This window comes from Pseudoduganella guangdongensis, assembly GCF_009857475.1.
Classification (GTDB): Bacteria; Pseudomonadota; Gammaproteobacteria; order Burkholderiales; family Burkholderiaceae_D; genus Rugamonas; species Rugamonas guangdongensis.
Genome location: NZ_WWCJ01000001.1, coordinates 1 through 14,162 on the forward strand (window position 1 = coordinate 1; position 14,162 = coordinate 14,162).

A 14,162-nucleotide genomic window follows, 5' to 3' on the forward strand; every position below is an offset into this window, starting at 1 on the left:
ATCCGGATCGGGGACAGTGCATGGTAGGCAGTTTGACTGGGGCGGTCTCCTCCCAAAGTGTAACGGAGGAGTTCGAAGGTACGCTAGGTACGGTCGGACATCGTGCTAATAGTGCAATGGCATAAGCGTGCTTAACTGCGAGACCGACAAGTCGAGCAGGTACGAAAGTAGGACATAGTGATCCGGTGGTTCTGTATGGAAGGGCCATCGCTCAACGGATAAAAGGTACTCTGGGGATAACAGGCTGATTCCTCCCAAGAGTTCATATCGACGGGGGAGTTTGGCACCTCGATGTCGGCTCATCACATCCTGGGGCTGTAGCCGGTCCCAAGGGTATGGCTGTTCGCCATTTAAAGTGGTACGTGAGCTGGGTTTAAAACGTCGTGAGACAGTTTGGTCCCTATCTGCCGTGGGCGTTGGAAATTTGAAGGGGGCTGCTCCTAGTACGAGAGGACCGGAGTGGACGAACCTCTGGTGTACCGGTTGTCACGCCAGTGGCATTGCCGGGTAGCTAAGTTCGGAAGAGATAACCGCTGAAAGCATCTAAGCGGGAAACTTGCCTTAAGATGAGATTTCCCAGAGCCTTGAGCTCTTTGAAGGGTCGTTCGAGACCAGGACGTTGATAGGTCAGGTGTGGAAGTGCAGTAATGCATTAAGCTAACTGATACTAATTGCCCGTACGGCTTGTCCCTATAACCTTGCCGGTTATATAGCATTTACTCGTGTTTGAGAACACTACCCAACTTTACTTCTTCCAGATTGCGCAGCACGCCCAGCGCGCTGCCTACAAGTTATGCCTGATGACCATAGCAAGTCGGTCCCACCCCTTCCCATCCCGAACAGGACCGTGAAACGACTTTGCGCCGATGATAGTGCTGCAACCAGTGTGAAAGTAGGTTATCGTCAGGCTCTTATTAGAGAAAGCCCACCAGGCATGCGCCGGTGGGCTTTTTCGCTTTTCTGGTTTCGCTGTGAGAATGTCCCATTCAGGACAATCCGCCCCATCTGTCTCAATTCCCCACTTTTTTGACTTCGCCCTCCGTACCCGGATAGTGTTTGCGTCCACCCTACCCAAAGGAGCAGACATGGAATTTCGCAAGACCCTGATCGCCCTGGCGGTCACCGTCGTCGCAGGACAAGCCAGCGCCGCCAGCATGATGGCCAGCCCCGTCGCCTTCTCTGCCCAGGAGAAAACCCGCCTGGTATCCACCTTGAATAGTGAGCGCAGCAAACATGGCCTCGACGCGGAGCACGGTTTCGCAATCGCCAGCCAGCACCCCGGTGAGCAAGGTAAGGCGGTCAGCCGCGTCAATCACACCTACAAGGGCGTGCGCATCTTTGAATCCGAATCCGTGGTGGTCACCGACCAGGGCGGCAACGTCCTCAGTGAATCGATCGGCGAACGCCGCAAAGGCTTGTCCGGCAAGCGCTTTGACGTCAAACCGCGCCTGAGCGACAGGGACGCCATCGCCCGCGCCACCAAGAGTATCCCACCGACCAAAGGCGGCATCAGCCCTCCATTCGCGGAGCTGGTGATCTTCCCCGTTATGAAATCGGTGCGCGCGCCGGGTGCCGAGAACAAGGCCGAAGATGAGCTGAATGCGGTGGATGTGCTGGACGTTGTCGACAGCTACGAGCTGGCATACCACGTAAAGACCCGCGCCATGGACGGTGCCAATCCGGTCTTTTATGACACCATTGTCAGCGCGCGCGACGGCCGCATCCTGGACCAGTGGAATATGGTGCAGAACGTGGTGGGCACCGGCCATAGCCAGTACAACGGCACCGTGCCGATCAACACCACCCTGAGCGGCGGCGTGTACAAGATGATCGACGGCAGCCGCGGCACCGGCGGCAGCTTCGGCGCCATGGCGATCACCAATGCAAACCATGGCACCAGCGCCGGCCAGGTCTACTCCAATGCGACCAATACCTGGGGCGACGGCAAGCAGTACATCGCCGGCGGCAGCACCACCAACGCCAACGGCCAGACCGCTGCGGTGAATGCGCTGTGGGGCCTGATGAACACCTACGACATGCACAAGAATGTGCTGGGCTGGCAGTCGCTGGATGGGAACAATACGGCGACCCATATCGCGGTCCACGTGAACACCGCCTACGATAACGCCTACTACTCCGACTCCTGCAAATGCATGTTTATCGGCGACGGCGGCTCCTACTTCAACAACCTGGGTTCGATCGATGTGATCGGCCACGAAATGGGCCACGGCATTACCGCCGCCACCTCGAACCTGACCTATCGCGGCGAATCGGGCGGCTTGAATGAGTCCTCGTCGGATATCGCCGGCGAGGCGGTGGAAGCCTATGCGCGCGCGGGCGGCACCGGCACCTCGCTGCCTGTCCCTTCCGGCAACGACTGGATGATGGGCAAGGAGATCTCGAAGAACGGCCAGCCGCTGCGCTGGATGTATAAGCCAAGCAAGGACGGCAAGTCGCCCGATGCCTGGAAGTCCACCCTGAAGCGCCTGGACGTCCACTACAGCAGCGGCCCGAATAACCGCATGTTCTACTTCCTGGCGATGGGCTCCAGCGCCACCACGGGCAGCGAATATTACTCGCAGTACCTGACCCAATTGCCGAAGGCCATGACCGGCATCGGCATCGACAACGCATACCGTATCTGGTTCCGCGCGAACAGCACCAAGTTCACGTCCTCGACCAACTACGCCGACGCTCGTTTGAAAGTGCTGGCAGCAGCGCAGGAACTGTATGGCGCGAACAGCGCCGAAGCGAAGGCAGTCCAGCGTGCCTATGCTGCGATCAACGTCGGGGCTGACGTGGCGGAATAAGCCGCGCTGCACCGTACTGGAACCGCCGGCTTGCCCCCGGCGGTTTTTTTATGGCGCGTGACAATTGGAGATAGTGTGCCGGCCAGTTGTTGGCAGAATGCAAGTATGAATGGCACTTTCACGTCACAGCTGGCCTATGCGATGGCCGCCCTGTACATACTGCTGGGTGTTGTATCGACCGGCGTCGGCCTGGCCCTGGGATCGCGCACCAGCCAGCTGCGCGACCAGGTGAACGCCTGGTGGTTCATCTTCCCGGTCGTCAGCTGCGGCCTGCTTCTTTACCCGGTGGGAGCACCGCTCCTGGCGCTCATCATCTGCGCGCTGGCGGCACGCGAGCTGGCGCCGTATTGCGGCGCGGGAGCAACGCGCTTCCGCCTGGCCGCGTTCGCCAGCCTGGCGGCGGCAGTACTGTGCGGCAGCCTGCTGCCGGCCGCCGTGCCTGCGGCTTTCGCGCTGGCCGGAGTTGCTGCCGCCGGCTACCTGTGGCGCGCGCGCGCGCCCGGCGCCTTGCCCTGGCTCCTGTTCGCCGTGACGTGCTGCGGCATCAGCTTCGTGCCCGCCTTCGTGCAGCTGCCGTTCGGGCCGCGGGCGAACCTGGCCTGGCTGTTCTACCTGTTCATCCTGACAGCGCTCAACGACATCGCCCAGTTCACCAGCGGCAAATTATTCGGCAAGCAGAAGATCGTGCCCCGGATTAGCCCGCAAAAGACCTGGCAAGGCTTGCTGGGCGGCGTGCTGGTATCGGTTTTGCTGTCGCTGGCGCTCGGCAGCTACCTGGGGCTCGGGTCCGCGCCGTGGCTGGCGGCGATCGCGCTGCTGCTGTCGGTGGGCGGATTTGCGGGTGACGTCATGTTTTCGGCGGCCAAGCGCACGCTTGGCATCAAGGATTTTTCCCGGCTGATCCCGGGCCATGGCGGCATGCTGGACCGGGCCGACAGCCTGGTTGTCACGGCGCCGCTGCTTTACCTGTTGCTGCACCTTCGATAAGGAATACTTGAATGAAGATTGATCGAGGCCTCGCCTGGAGCGAGAGCCAGTCCGGGTTTGATACGCGCGATGGCACGCGCCTGTTCTACCGCAGCTGGAAGCCGCAGGCGCCGCGCAGCGGCAGCCCGCGCGCGCTGGTCTTCCTGCATCGCGGGCACGAGCACTCGGGCCGCATCGGTACCCTGGTCGAGCAGTTCGGTTTCCATGGCGACTGGGCGTTTGCCTACGACGCACGCGGGCATGGCTACTCGCCGGGCGAACGCGGCGCGGCGCCGGGCTTTGCAACGATGGTGGATGACCTGGACACGTTCGTACGCCATATCTGCGACAGGCATGGATTCGCCATCGAGGATGTGCTGGTCGTCGCCAACAGCGTCGGCGCGGTGGTGGCGGCGACCTGGCTGCATGATTATGCGCCGCGCATACGCGGCCTGGTCATGGCCGCTGCCGCCTTTGCGATCAAGCTTTACGTGCCGCTGGCCAAGCCCGGCCTGCGCTTCGCGCGGCGCTTCAAGCCCGAGCTGTTCGTGACCAGCTATATCCGTTCCACCATGCTGACGCATTCGGCGGAGCAGGCGCGCGCCTACGACGCCGACCCGCTGATCGCCAAGAGCATTTCGGCCCAGGTCCTGTTGGAGCTGGCGGATACGGCGCAGCGCATCGTGCACGATGCCGCGGTGATTGATACGCCGGTACTGATGCTGGCGGCCGACCAGGACTATGTCGTCCATGAGGCGCCGCAGAAGCTGTTCTTCGAGCGCCTGTCGTCGCCACTGAAGCGCTACGTGCGCCTGCCGCAGTGCCGCCATGCGATCTTCTACGAGCAGGACACCCAGGCCGCCATGCAGGCCAGCCGCAGCTTTATTGACGACTGCTTCGCCGCCCCGCCGGCGCCGCTTGAGCGCTTCGCGACGGCGCACCGCGAAGGCGCGGGGGCGCGGCATTACGCCGCCCTGCTGGGCAACCAGACCGGCAATGCCCTGGTGCGCGGCTGGTACGCCCTGCAGCGCAATATGCTGAAGCTCATGGGCCCCGTCAGCAACGGCATGGCAATCGGCCTGCGCCACGGCTTCGACTCGGGCGAGTCGCTGGACTACGTGTACCGCAACCAGGCCGGCGGCAAGTTCGGCTTCGGCGCCATGATGGACCGTGGCTACCTGGATGCAGTAGGCTGGCGCGGCATCCGCCTGCGCAAAGTGCAGCTGCAGCAGATGCTGGCGCAGCGCATTGCCGCCCACGAGGGGCCGGGCCCGCTGCGCATCCTCGACGTCGCCGCAGGCTCGGCGCGCTATGTGCTGGAGACCGTCAAGCGCTTCCAGGACCGTGAGATCGAAGTCACCTTGTGCGACTACGAGCAGCACAACCTGGAGCAGGCTAAAAAGCTGGCGGCGCAGCTGCAGATCAATGCCCGCATCGAATACTGCCGGCGCGACGCCTTCAGCGCCGACAGCTATGCCGGGCAGGAAGGCCGCTACGATATTGCCGTCGTGTCCGGCCTGTATGAGCTGTTCAGCGATAACGCGCTGGTGCTGCAGTCCCTGCGCGGCATGGCGGCCAGCTTGCGCGAGGGCGGGGCCTTGCTGTACACCGGCCAGCCGTGGCATCCGCAGCTGGACATGATCGCGTACACGCTGAACAACCATCGCGGCGAGCCATGGCGCATGCGTCCGCGCGCGCAGGCAGAAATCGACGCCCTGGTGGCGCTGGCCGGCTGCCGCAAGCAGCAGACGATGATCGGGCTGGAGGGAATCTTTACCGTGTCGCTTGCGGAGAAAGGCGCAGCGCCTGGCGCAGGCGGTTAAACACCGTCACCAGCGACAGCAGCAGGACCACGGCCAGCAGGGCGTTGAGCCAGATCGGCGCAACGCCCGCCCACACCAGCAAGCCGAGCAGGCCGAAGGCGAAGGCGCGGTCGCTCTTTCCCATCGGCCCGTCGAAGCGGCGCGCCACGCCGATGCTGCTGGCCAGCACGCCGGCGAATTCCGCCAGCAGGGCGAACACCACCACCAGCACCAGCAGCTGCGGCGAAATGCCTGCCAGCAGGGCCACCGGCAGGTACAGCGCCGCATCCGACACCTGGTCGCACAGCTCGTTCAGCAAAGCACCCAGCGCGGTCTTGTTGCCGGTGGAGTTGGCCAGCATGCCGTCGATCGCATTCAGCGCCATGCGCAGCAGCAGGAAGCAGGGCAGGCCAAGCCATAGCCCCATGCACTGCGGCGCCAGCGCCAGTGCCGCGCCGTAGCCGAGCGACAGCAGCATGGCCGCCAGCGTGACCTGGTTGGGCGTGACGCCCAGGCGCGTGAGGAAGTTCAGGAATGGGCGCAGCAGCTGCTGGAAGCGCGGTTTCAGCTGGTAGATCGAAATACTCATGGCGTGTAGGCGTGAAGGTAGATCCTGGCGATGAAAAGGCTGCGGCTGTAGCCCATGGCGCAATGCAGGTAGACCGGTCGGCCCTGCGTGCGTTCTTTGTGTATGGCCGCGATGATGCGGCGTATTTGCGCGCGGGTTGGCGCGTGCAGGTCCAGCAAAGGGAAGTGCCGGTAGCGCGCATGGCGCAGCGCTGGCGTTTCGCTGAGCTCCGCGCTCAGGTCGATGACGCAGCAGTCAGGCGGCAGTTGCTGCGCTTCGCCGGCACTCAGGCGGCGACCGATCAGCAAGCCGTCGGCGGCGATCCTGAACGCACTCTGGCCGCGATGGCGCCAGCGCACCAGCAGCCAGGTGAGGCCGTAGCCGGCCAGGTAGGGCCAGAACAGGAACCAGATCCACGCTGGATGCCGGCCCTGGTCCTTGCGCAGGAAGGCGGCGTTGCGGCGCGCGTAAGCCAGTGCCACCAGCGCCAGGCTGGCGGCGAGGTAGAACCAGGGCCATTGCCAGGGCGGAGCAACGATGCCTGCCGCAAGCAGCGCCATGCCGGCCATGACGGCGTAGTAGAAGGCGACGCTGTGGCGCGCGGTCGTACCGGGGCGCACGACGAGGCAGGCAAGGCCGGCGAGCACGATGCCGCCGGCGATATCGGCCAGGGTGTGCTGCCAGGTCAGCAGCGTGCTGGCGGCCAGGAGCAGCAGCCAGCACGCCAGCAGGGCGCGCCATGCGCGGCTGGCGATGGTAGGGCGCAAGGCAGTCCACAGCAGCACGCTGTAGGCGATGTGCAGGGACGGGAACTGGTTGTAGGGGCGATCCGTTGCATCAAGCAGGGCGTAGGCGAACTGCAGCAGCTCGTTATCCGGCAGCGGGCGCAGGGCGGGGAAGCGGGCCGGGAACCAGGCGAACACCAGTCCGGCGGCGACCGTGGCCAACATCAGGCGCCGGCTCAGCACGCGCAGCGCTTCGCCCTTGCCCACCATGAAGAATGCCAGTACCAGCAGCGGGCCTGAGCTGGCATAGGGAATAATCATCCACGGCACGAATGGCAGGAGCGGAATGGCCTGCTCAAACGGCAAGGCCAGCGAGCGCTGGACCTGGGCGGTATGGGCGGCATGGTTGGGGAGCGTGTAGCAAAGCCCGAAAACCACAGCGTTGATGATCAGGTGCACGAGTTGCATTCATGGCATTATGTCACGCCATGAGTGAAGAGCAAAAGTACCAGCGCTGTATGGTGATGGCGGGCGGGGGATTCCGTTTCGGCTATTACCTCGGCATGCATGCGGCGGCGGAAGACTGCGGCATGGCGCCCGACATCATCCTCGCAAGCTGCGGCGGTTCGCTGGCGGCCGCCATCATCCACGCCTTGCCGGACGCCGCGCAGCGCAAGCAGTGGCTGGCGTCGCAGCAGATGTACCAGTTCCTGCGCGGCTTGCGCGTGGCGCCGCATGTGCGGCCCTTGCCGGTGCTGGGCGCGGCGCTCTTGCGCGGCCTGTCGCGCGGGCGCGCGCAACGCGTGCCGGACGTGTTCGGCGACTACCTGTTCGAGTTACCGCCGGTGCTGCCTCTGCCTGCGCCTGCAGCGGACGCACAGCCGCAGGCGGCGCTGGCCATCGTGGCCGCCAGGGTGCTGTTCGACCGCGCGCAGGTGGGCCAGGCGCGCGCCGGCCGGCCCTTGTTCGCCGAGGTTGTATTCGGCCCTGAGCGCGCCTGCCGCCTGCTGCAAGGGTGGCGGGCGCCGGCCAGCGATCCTGCATGGAACTGCGGCGCGGTGGCGCCGGAGCTGCTGGCCGATAGCCGCATGCCGGTCGCCGACGCGGTGCGCAGTTCAATCACCGATATGCTGTACTTCGCCTGCCACGCGCACGGCGGCCAACATTACATGGGCGGTGTGATCGACCTGTTCCCGATTGAAATCGCGCACGGCCTGGCGCGTCACGTGACGATGGAGGCCAAGCCGGCATTCGGGCAAGCGCTGGCGATACCGGCCCTGCGCGCGGTGCTGGGTATCGACGGCAACGCGCGCTTGCGCCATGTGCATGGCCAGCATGCGCATGCCTGGGTCGATACCAGCGATATCTCCAGCGCCTTGCGCGGCAACGGTCTGCGCAAGCGCGTCGACTGGTTCGGCAACCGCCTGCAGCTGGAAGGGCCGCCGACTTTCGAAGCGTACGTGCGCGAAGTGGAGGCGCAATGGCAATACGGCTACCAGCGCGCCATGGAGGCGTATGCCCAGCCCGCAGGGGCGGCCTTGCGTTTGCGCCACGCGACCAGGTTTAACAGGGGAAGCAGATGAGGGTAATGATTATCGGCGGCACCAGCGGCATCGGCCTGGCGCTGGCCGCGCATTATGCGCAGCAGGGCGCAGTGCTGGCGCTGTGCGGACGCAATCCGGCGCGGCTGGACGGGCATCCGCTTGCGGCGCAGCCGGGCCTGCGGCGCTACGGCTTCGACATCGGCGACCGCCAGGCGGTGTTTGATGCGGTGACCGATTTTGCGCAGGATGGACTGGACCTGCTGGTGGTGAGCGCCGGCCAGTACGTCGATGCCGACGCCATCGCGCAGGAGCGCATGCGCAGCCTGCCGCTGGTGCGCACCAATGTGTCCGGCCTGTGCCATGCCTTCGATGCGGGCGCACAGGCCATGCTGGCGCGGGGCAAGGGGCAATTGGTGGTGGTGGCGTCGATCGCCGGCTTGCTGCGCGAGTATCCGAACGGTTCGCTTTACAGTGCCAGCAAGCGTGCTGCGATTGCGATCAGCGATGCGTACCGCAAGGCGCTGGCGCCGCACGGGGTGGACGTGACGGCCGTGGTGCCGGGTTATGTCGATACGGCGCGCTTGCGGGAATTGAATGGGGGAAGTGCGCAGCGCAAGCCTTTCCTGCAAACCGAGCAGGAGGCAGTGCGCCGCATCGCCGGCGCGATTGCCGGGCGCGAGGCGCACTGCATCTTCCCCTGGCAGCTGCACGCAATGGTGCGCTTGTTTAACTTGCTGCCAAAGGGCTTGCAGCGCTACCGCAAGAAATGAATCAGTAGCGGTAGGACGCTTTGAGAACCACGTAGTCGACGCCGCTGTTCGGCTTCTTGATGCCGCCGTTGGAGAAGTGCTGCAGCTTGGCCGCCACTTCCCATTTGTCGAACACATAGCCGACGCCGATATGGTCGCCGAACTGGAAGGCGGTCGACAGGCCGTCGTCGTTGTTGTTGTAGGTGCGGGACAGCACGTGGGCGCCGATGCCGCCTTCTACATAAAAGCCCTTCTTGTTGGTATTCTCAAAGCGGAATACCGGGGTGAAGCCGACGTCGATAATATTCTTCTTGGCGCCTGGTACATTGTTCCATTGGCGGGCTTCCCAGAAACCAACGCTGGCGTCCCAGTAGCCGGTCAGGTGGGTGCCGTTGGAATTGAACCAGCTCCATTCAGGCTTGAAGTCCTGGGTGGCGCCAAGGCGCACCATGCGCACCTTGGAGGCGGAGCCGTATTCCACGTAAGCGGAGTTGACGTCGAATGCGAAGGCGGATTGGGCCACGAGCAAAGCCGCAGCAGTAGCGAACAGTTTTTTAACGTGCATATTTTTCTCTCTAGTCCTTGCCACAGTCTCTCTATTTGCTGCGGCAGTACCGACCATTTTACTTTCGTTCTGAAATTATTTCAGGCGACCCCATAATTGTTAAAATCATCGCAATATTGTCATATCTGGAGCCAATTGTGAGCCATCCACTGCGCATTGCTTTTCTGGGTATCGGCCTGATGGGGGAGCCGATGGTGCGACGCCTGCTGGGCGCCGGTTTCGCGGTCACGGCATGGAACCGTACGCCGGGCAAAGCCGCCGTGCTGGCCGAGGCGGGGGCGGACCCGGACGACGTGCTGGCGCATGCGGTGGCCGATGCGGCGGTGGTGGTGTCCATGCTGTCGGCGGGCGAGGCGGTGGGCAGCGTGATCGAGGCGGCGGTCGATGCCCTGCGTCCCGGCACGCTGTGGATCGATATGAGCTCGACGCGGCAGGACGAGGCGCAGGCGTTCCATGCTTTGCTGGCGGCGCGCGGGCATCGTTTTATCGATGCGCCGGTGTCGGGCGGCGTGGGCGGCGCGCAGGCCGGCACGCTGGCCATTATGGCGGGCGGCAGTGCGGCGGACTTCGAGGCGGCGCTGCCGGTGCTGGCGGCGATGGGGCGGCCCAAGCTGGTGGGGCCGGCGGGCAGCGGGCAGGTGGCGAAACTATGCAACCAACTGATTGTGGGCGGGACCATCAATATCGTGGCGGAGGCTTTGCTGCTGGCGCAGGCGGCGGGCGCGGATCCGGCGGCGGTGCGGGAGGCGATTCGCGGCGGGTTCGCGGAGAGCCGGGTGCTGGAGGTGCATGGGCAGCGCATGCTGGAGCGTAATTTCCTGCCGGGCGGGCAGGTGCTGACGCAGTTGAAGGACCAGCATAATGTGCTGGCGGCTGCCGCGGCGGCGGGCGTGGCGCTGCCCGTCACCAGTGTGGTGACGGAGCGCTTTGAGGCGATCCGGGATGTTTATCCGCGGGCCGATCATGCGGCGGCGTTGCTTTCGCTGGAGCTTCTTAATCCCGGCGTGCGCGTGGGGACGCTGGAGGATCGGCTGCCTTGAACCTTTAACCGGGGAACAAGGATGCGGCCCATCGGGCCGCTCCCTTACTTCGGCAGGGCGGCTTCGGCCAGCTGGACCCAGAAGCTGGCGCCGATCGGCAGCAGCTGGTCGTTGAAGTCGTAGCTGCCGTTGTGCAGCACGCAGGGGCCGAGGCCGTGGCCGCCGTCGCGGTGGTCGCCGTCGCCGTTGCCAATGAAGATGTAGCAGCCGGGCTTCTCTTGCAGGAAGAAGGCGAAGTCCTCGGCGCCCATGGTGGGTTCGATCTTGTCGTCCACCATGGCCTCGCCCACCACGGACTTCATCACGTCCACCGCAAAGCGGGTTTCGCGCGCGTGGTTGACCAGCGGCGGGTAGTTGCGGCGGAAGGAGAAGTCGACTTCCGCATCGAATGCGGCGCAAATGCCCTCGGCCAGCGACTGCATGCGCTTCTCCACCATGTCCAGCACCTCGGTGGTAAAGGTGCGCACGGTGCCGACCAGCCTGGCGTCGTCGGGAATCACATTGGTGGCGCTGCCGGCGTGGATCTGGGTGATCGACAGCACGGCGGTATCGAGCGGGCTCTTATTGCGCGTGACGATGGTTTGCCAGGCTTGCGCAATCTGCACCGCGATCATGATCGGGTCGATGCCTTTGTGCGGCTGGGCCGCGTGGGCGCCCTTGCCGCGCACGGTGACGTGGAATTCGTTGGAGGAGGCCATCATCGGGCCTTCGCACACGCCCAGCGTGCCCTGCGCCATGCCGGGCCAGTTGTGCATGCCGTAGATGGCGTCCATCGGGCACTTTTCGAAAAGGCCGTCGCGCATCATCTGGCGCGCGCCGGCGCCGCCTTCTTCGGCCGGCTGGAACACCAGGTAGACGGTGCCGTCGAAATTGCGGTGCTGCGCCAGGTAGTGGGCCGCGCCCAGCAGCATGGCGGTGTGGCCGTCATGGCCGCAGGCGTGCATCTTGCCGGCGTGGGTGGAGGCGTGCGGGAAGGTGTTGATCTCCTGCATCGGCAGGGCGTCCATATCGGCGCGCAGGCCGATGGCGCGCTGCGATGTGCCGTTCTGGATGATGCCGACCACGCCGGTCTTGCCCAGGCCCCGGATCACGGGGATGCCCCACTCGGTCAGCTTGGCGGCGACCACGTCGGAGGTGCGCACTTCTTCATAGCAGAGTTCCGGGTGGGCATGCAGGTCGCGTCGGATCTGCTGCAGCTCGGATTGAAACGCAATAATCGGGTCGATCAGTTTCATGCTTGTTCTCCATGGATCTTGCCATTCTAGCCTCCCGGTACGAATTTCCGGAATCGTTTACGATAACGATTTCAGCCGCCGCTAATCCATATCAAGATGTCTAGCTTACAAGTCCGCGCCACCTGCCCGCACGATTGCCCCGATACCTGCGCCCTGCTGGTGACCGTCAAAGACGGGGTGGCGACCGAAGTGAAGGGCGATCCCGAGCATCCCACCACGGCCGGGGTGCTGTGCACCAAGGTGTCGCGCTACACCGAGCGCACCTATTCGCCGGACCGGCTGCTGACCCCGCTGCGCCGCGTCGGCAAGAAGGGCGAGGGCAAATTCGAGCCCATCAGCTGGGAGCAGGCGCTGGATGAGATCGCGGCGCGCCTGAAACCGCTGGCCGAGAGCGAGCCGGAGGCCATCCTGCCCTACAGCTACGCCGGCACCATGGGCCTGGTGCAGGGCGATTCCATGTCCTCGCGTTTCTTCCACAAGATTGGCGCTTCGCTGCTGGACCGCACCATTTGCGCCACGGCCGGCGCCACCGGTTACCGCTACACCATCGGCGCCTCGATCGGCACCGACCTCGAACAATTCCAGAATGCCAAGCTGATCATCATCTGGGGCGGCAACCCGATTGCCTCCAACCTGCACTTCTGGACCCGCGCCCAGGAAGCCAAGCGCAACGGCGCCAAGCTGATCGCCATCGACCCCTACCGCTCGCTGACGGCCGACAAATGCCACCAGCACATTGCCGTGCTGCCGGGCACCGATGCGGCGCTGGCGCTGGGCCTGATGCATGTGCTGATCCGCGACGACCTGCTCGACCATGCCTACATTGCCGACTACACGCTCGGCTTTGAGGAACTGCGCGCCCGCGCGGCCGAGTGGACGCCCGCGCGCACCGCCGCCACCTGCGGCATCAGCGTGGCGGAAGTGGAAGGCCTGGCGCGCGATTACGGCGAAACCGCCAAACGCGGCGAGCCGGTCGCCATCCGCATGAATTACGGCGTGCAGCGCGTGCACGGCGGCGGCATGGCGGTGCGCAATATCGCCTGCCTGCCGGCGCTGGTGGGCGCCTGGCGCCACGCGGCGGGCGGCGTGCAGCTGTCCTCCTCCGGCACCTTCAAGAAAAACCTGGCGGCCCTGCAGCGCCCGGACTTGCTGGCCAAACAGCCGCGCACCATCAATATGACCACCATCGGCGACGACCTGCTGCGCCCGGCCTCGCCCGAGTTCGGTCCGCAGATCAAGGCGGTAATCGTGTACAACTCCAACCCGGTGGCGATCGCGCCGGATTCGGCCAGGGTGCAGGCTGGCTTTGCGCGCGAAGACTTGTTCACGGTGGTGCTCGAACATTTCCAGACTGACACCGCCGACTACGCCGACATCGTGCTGCCGGCCACCACCCAGCTGGAGCACGTGGACGCGCACAGCGCCTACGGCCACTTGTACATGATGGCGAACAACGCCGCTATCGCGCCGCTGGGCGAAGCCAAATCCAATACCGAGTTCTTCCGCCTGCTGGCGGCGCGCATGGGCCTGGATGACCCTTGCTTCAAGGACAGCGATGACCAGTTGGCATCGGTGGCCTTTGTGCAGTTCGACTGGGAGTCACTCAAGCGCAAGGGCTGGCAGAAACTGGAAGTACCCGATGCACCCTTTGCATGCGGCAATTTCCCCACACCTTCCGGAAAATGTGAGTTCTTCTCGGAAAGCATGAAACAGGATGGCCTGGACCCGCTCCCCGCCTACATTCCGAACTACGAATCGGCGGCATCTACCCCCGATCTGGCGGCAAAATACCCGCTGGCGATGATATCTCCGCCGGCACGCAACTTCCTCAACTCAACCTTTGTGAATGTGCAAAGCTTGCGCGCCACGGAAGGCGAGCCGCAGCTTGACATGCATCCTGACGATGCGGCAACACGGGCCATCAACCACGGCGATATGGTGCGCATCTTCAACGATCGCGGCTCTTTCGTGTGCAAGGCGCGCGTGACCCCCAAGGCCCGCCCGGGCCTGGTGGTGGGCCTGTCGATCTGGTGGAAGAAGCTGGCCGGCGATGGCAAGAACGCCAATGAAGTGACCAGCCAGCGCTTGACGGACATGGGCCGCGCGCCGACGTTTTACGATACACTGGTCCAAGTCGAGAAAGCCGCCTGAGAATGAC

General features: G+C 64.3%; 11 protein-coding genes and 2 rRNA genes. 9 read left to right on the forward strand and 4 right to left on the reverse strand.

Annotation, left to right across the window (positions count from 1 at the left end):
• From GTP41_RS00005 to GTP41_RS00025, 5 genes are all read left to right on the forward strand, one after another.
• Nucleotides 1–692 (forward strand): 23S ribosomal RNA (locus GTP41_RS00005); the annotation flags it as partial.
• Nucleotides 693–796: 104 nt separating this feature from the next.
• Nucleotides 797–909, forward strand: a 5S ribosomal RNA gene (rrf, locus tag GTP41_RS00010).
• Between the two features lie 176 nt (nucleotides 910–1,085).
• Nucleotides 1,086–2,810, forward strand: coding sequence for a M4 family metallopeptidase (locus GTP41_RS00015; RefSeq protein WP_161023506.1), 1,725 nt, complete (start codon nucleotides 1,086–1,088; stop codon nucleotides 2,808–2,810).
• Nucleotides 2,811–2,915: 105 nt separating this feature from the next.
• Nucleotides 2,916–3,797: a phosphatidate cytidylyltransferase gene (locus tag GTP41_RS00020; protein ID WP_161023507.1), complete on the forward strand. Its 882-nt coding sequence runs from the start codon at nucleotides 2,916–2,918 to the stop codon at nucleotides 3,795–3,797.
• 11 nt (nucleotides 3,798–3,808) lie between these two features.
• Nucleotides 3,809–5,599 carry a bifunctional alpha/beta hydrolase/class I SAM-dependent methyltransferase gene (locus GTP41_RS00025; protein ID WP_161023508.1) on the forward strand — a complete coding sequence of 597 codons (1,791 nt, stop codon included), beginning with the start codon at nucleotides 3,809–3,811 and terminating at the stop codon, nucleotides 5,597–5,599.
• On the opposite strand, the gene GTP41_RS00030 is transcribed toward GTP41_RS00025, so the two are convergent.
• Together GTP41_RS00030 and GTP41_RS00035 are read right to left on the reverse strand one after the other, a co-directional pair.
• Nucleotides 5,550–6,161: a CDP-alcohol phosphatidyltransferase family protein gene (locus GTP41_RS00030; RefSeq protein WP_371867249.1), complete on the reverse strand. Its 612-nt coding sequence runs from the start codon at nucleotides 6,159–6,161 to the stop codon at nucleotides 5,550–5,552. The genes GTP41_RS00025 and GTP41_RS00030 overlap by 50 nt on opposite strands.
• A 2-nt stretch (nucleotides 6,162–6,163) precedes the next feature.
• A complete protein-coding gene (locus GTP41_RS00035; protein ID WP_161023510.1) occupies nucleotides 6,164–7,339 on the reverse strand; it encodes a phosphatase PAP2 family protein in 1,176 nt (391 codons plus the stop codon).
• A gap of 20 nt (nucleotides 7,340–7,359) precedes the next feature.
• Here GTP41_RS00035 and GTP41_RS00040 point away from each other — a divergent pair, with 20 nt between their 5' ends.
• The gene (locus GTP41_RS00040) at nucleotides 7,360–8,454 is read left to right on the forward strand and encodes a patatin-like phospholipase family protein (RefSeq protein ID WP_161023511.1); all 1,095 of its coding nucleotides are present in this window, start codon (nucleotides 7,360–7,362) and stop codon (nucleotides 8,452–8,454) included.
• Nucleotides 8,451–9,185, forward strand: coding sequence for an SDR family NAD(P)-dependent oxidoreductase (locus GTP41_RS00045; RefSeq protein WP_161023512.1), 735 nt, complete (start codon nucleotides 8,451–8,453; stop codon nucleotides 9,183–9,185). Before GTP41_RS00040 ends, GTP41_RS00045 begins: the two co-directional genes overlap by 4 nt.
• A 1-nt stretch (nucleotide 9,186) precedes the next feature.
• On the opposite strand, the gene GTP41_RS00050 is transcribed toward GTP41_RS00045, so the two are convergent.
• On the reverse strand, nucleotides 9,187–9,729 hold the full coding sequence (locus tag GTP41_RS00050) for an acyloxyacyl hydrolase (RefSeq protein ID WP_161023513.1): 543 nt from the start codon (nucleotides 9,727–9,729) through the stop codon (nucleotides 9,187–9,189).
• A 137-nt stretch (nucleotides 9,730–9,866) separates the two neighbouring features.
• Between GTP41_RS00050 and GTP41_RS00055 the strand changes: the two genes are divergently transcribed.
• A complete protein-coding gene (locus GTP41_RS00055) occupies nucleotides 9,867–10,769 on the forward strand; it encodes an NAD(P)-dependent oxidoreductase (RefSeq protein WP_371867231.1) in 903 nt (300 codons plus the stop codon).
• Nucleotides 10,770–10,813: 44 nt separating this feature from the next.
• Here the strand turns inward: GTP41_RS00055 and GTP41_RS00060 are convergent, their stop codons facing one another.
• Nucleotides 10,814–12,004 (reverse strand): M20 aminoacylase family protein, encoded by a 1,191-nt coding sequence (locus GTP41_RS00060; protein WP_161023514.1) that lies wholly within the window; start codon nucleotides 12,002–12,004, stop codon nucleotides 10,814–10,816.
• A 96-nt stretch (nucleotides 12,005–12,100) separates the two neighbouring features.
• Here GTP41_RS00060 and GTP41_RS00065 point away from each other — a divergent pair, with 96 nt between their 5' ends.
• Nucleotides 12,101–14,155: a molybdopterin-containing oxidoreductase family protein gene (locus tag GTP41_RS00065; protein WP_161023515.1), complete on the forward strand. Its 2,055-nt coding sequence runs from the start codon at nucleotides 12,101–12,103 to the stop codon at nucleotides 14,153–14,155.
• Nucleotides 14,156–14,162 lie beyond the last annotated feature (7 nt).

Excerpts from the sequence above, each read along its gene's own strand:
- GTP41_RS00025 (WP_161023508.1), top strand. The coding sequence starts at position 3,809 with ATGAAGATTGATCGAGGCCTCGCCTGGAGCGAGAGCCAGTCCGGGTTT.
- GTP41_RS00040 (WP_161023511.1), top strand. The coding sequence starts at position 7,360 with ATGAGTGAAGAGCAAAAGTACCAGCGCTGTATGGTGATGGCGGGCGGG.
- GTP41_RS00020 (WP_161023507.1), top strand. The coding sequence starts at position 2,916 with ATGAATGGCACTTTCACGTCACAGCTGGCCTATGCGATGGCCGCCCTG.
- GTP41_RS00035 (WP_161023510.1), bottom strand. The coding sequence starts at position 7,339 with ATGCAACTCGTGCACCTGATCATCAACGCTGTGGTTTTCGGGCTTTGC.
- GTP41_RS00065 (WP_161023515.1), top strand. The coding sequence starts at position 12,101 with ATGTCTAGCTTACAAGTCCGCGCCACCTGCCCGCACGATTGCCCCGAT.
- GTP41_RS00050 (WP_161023513.1), bottom strand. The coding sequence starts at position 9,729 with ATGCACGTTAAAAAACTGTTCGCTACTGCTGCGGCTTTGCTCGTGGCC.
- GTP41_RS00045 (WP_161023512.1), top strand. The coding sequence starts at position 8,451 with ATGAGGGTAATGATTATCGGCGGCACCAGCGGCATCGGCCTGGCGCTG.
- GTP41_RS00060 (WP_161023514.1), bottom strand. The coding sequence starts at position 12,004 with ATGAAACTGATCGACCCGATTATTGCGTTTCAATCCGAGCTGCAGCAG.
- GTP41_RS00015 (WP_161023506.1), top strand. The coding sequence starts at position 1,086 with ATGGAATTTCGCAAGACCCTGATCGCCCTGGCGGTCACCGTCGTCGCA.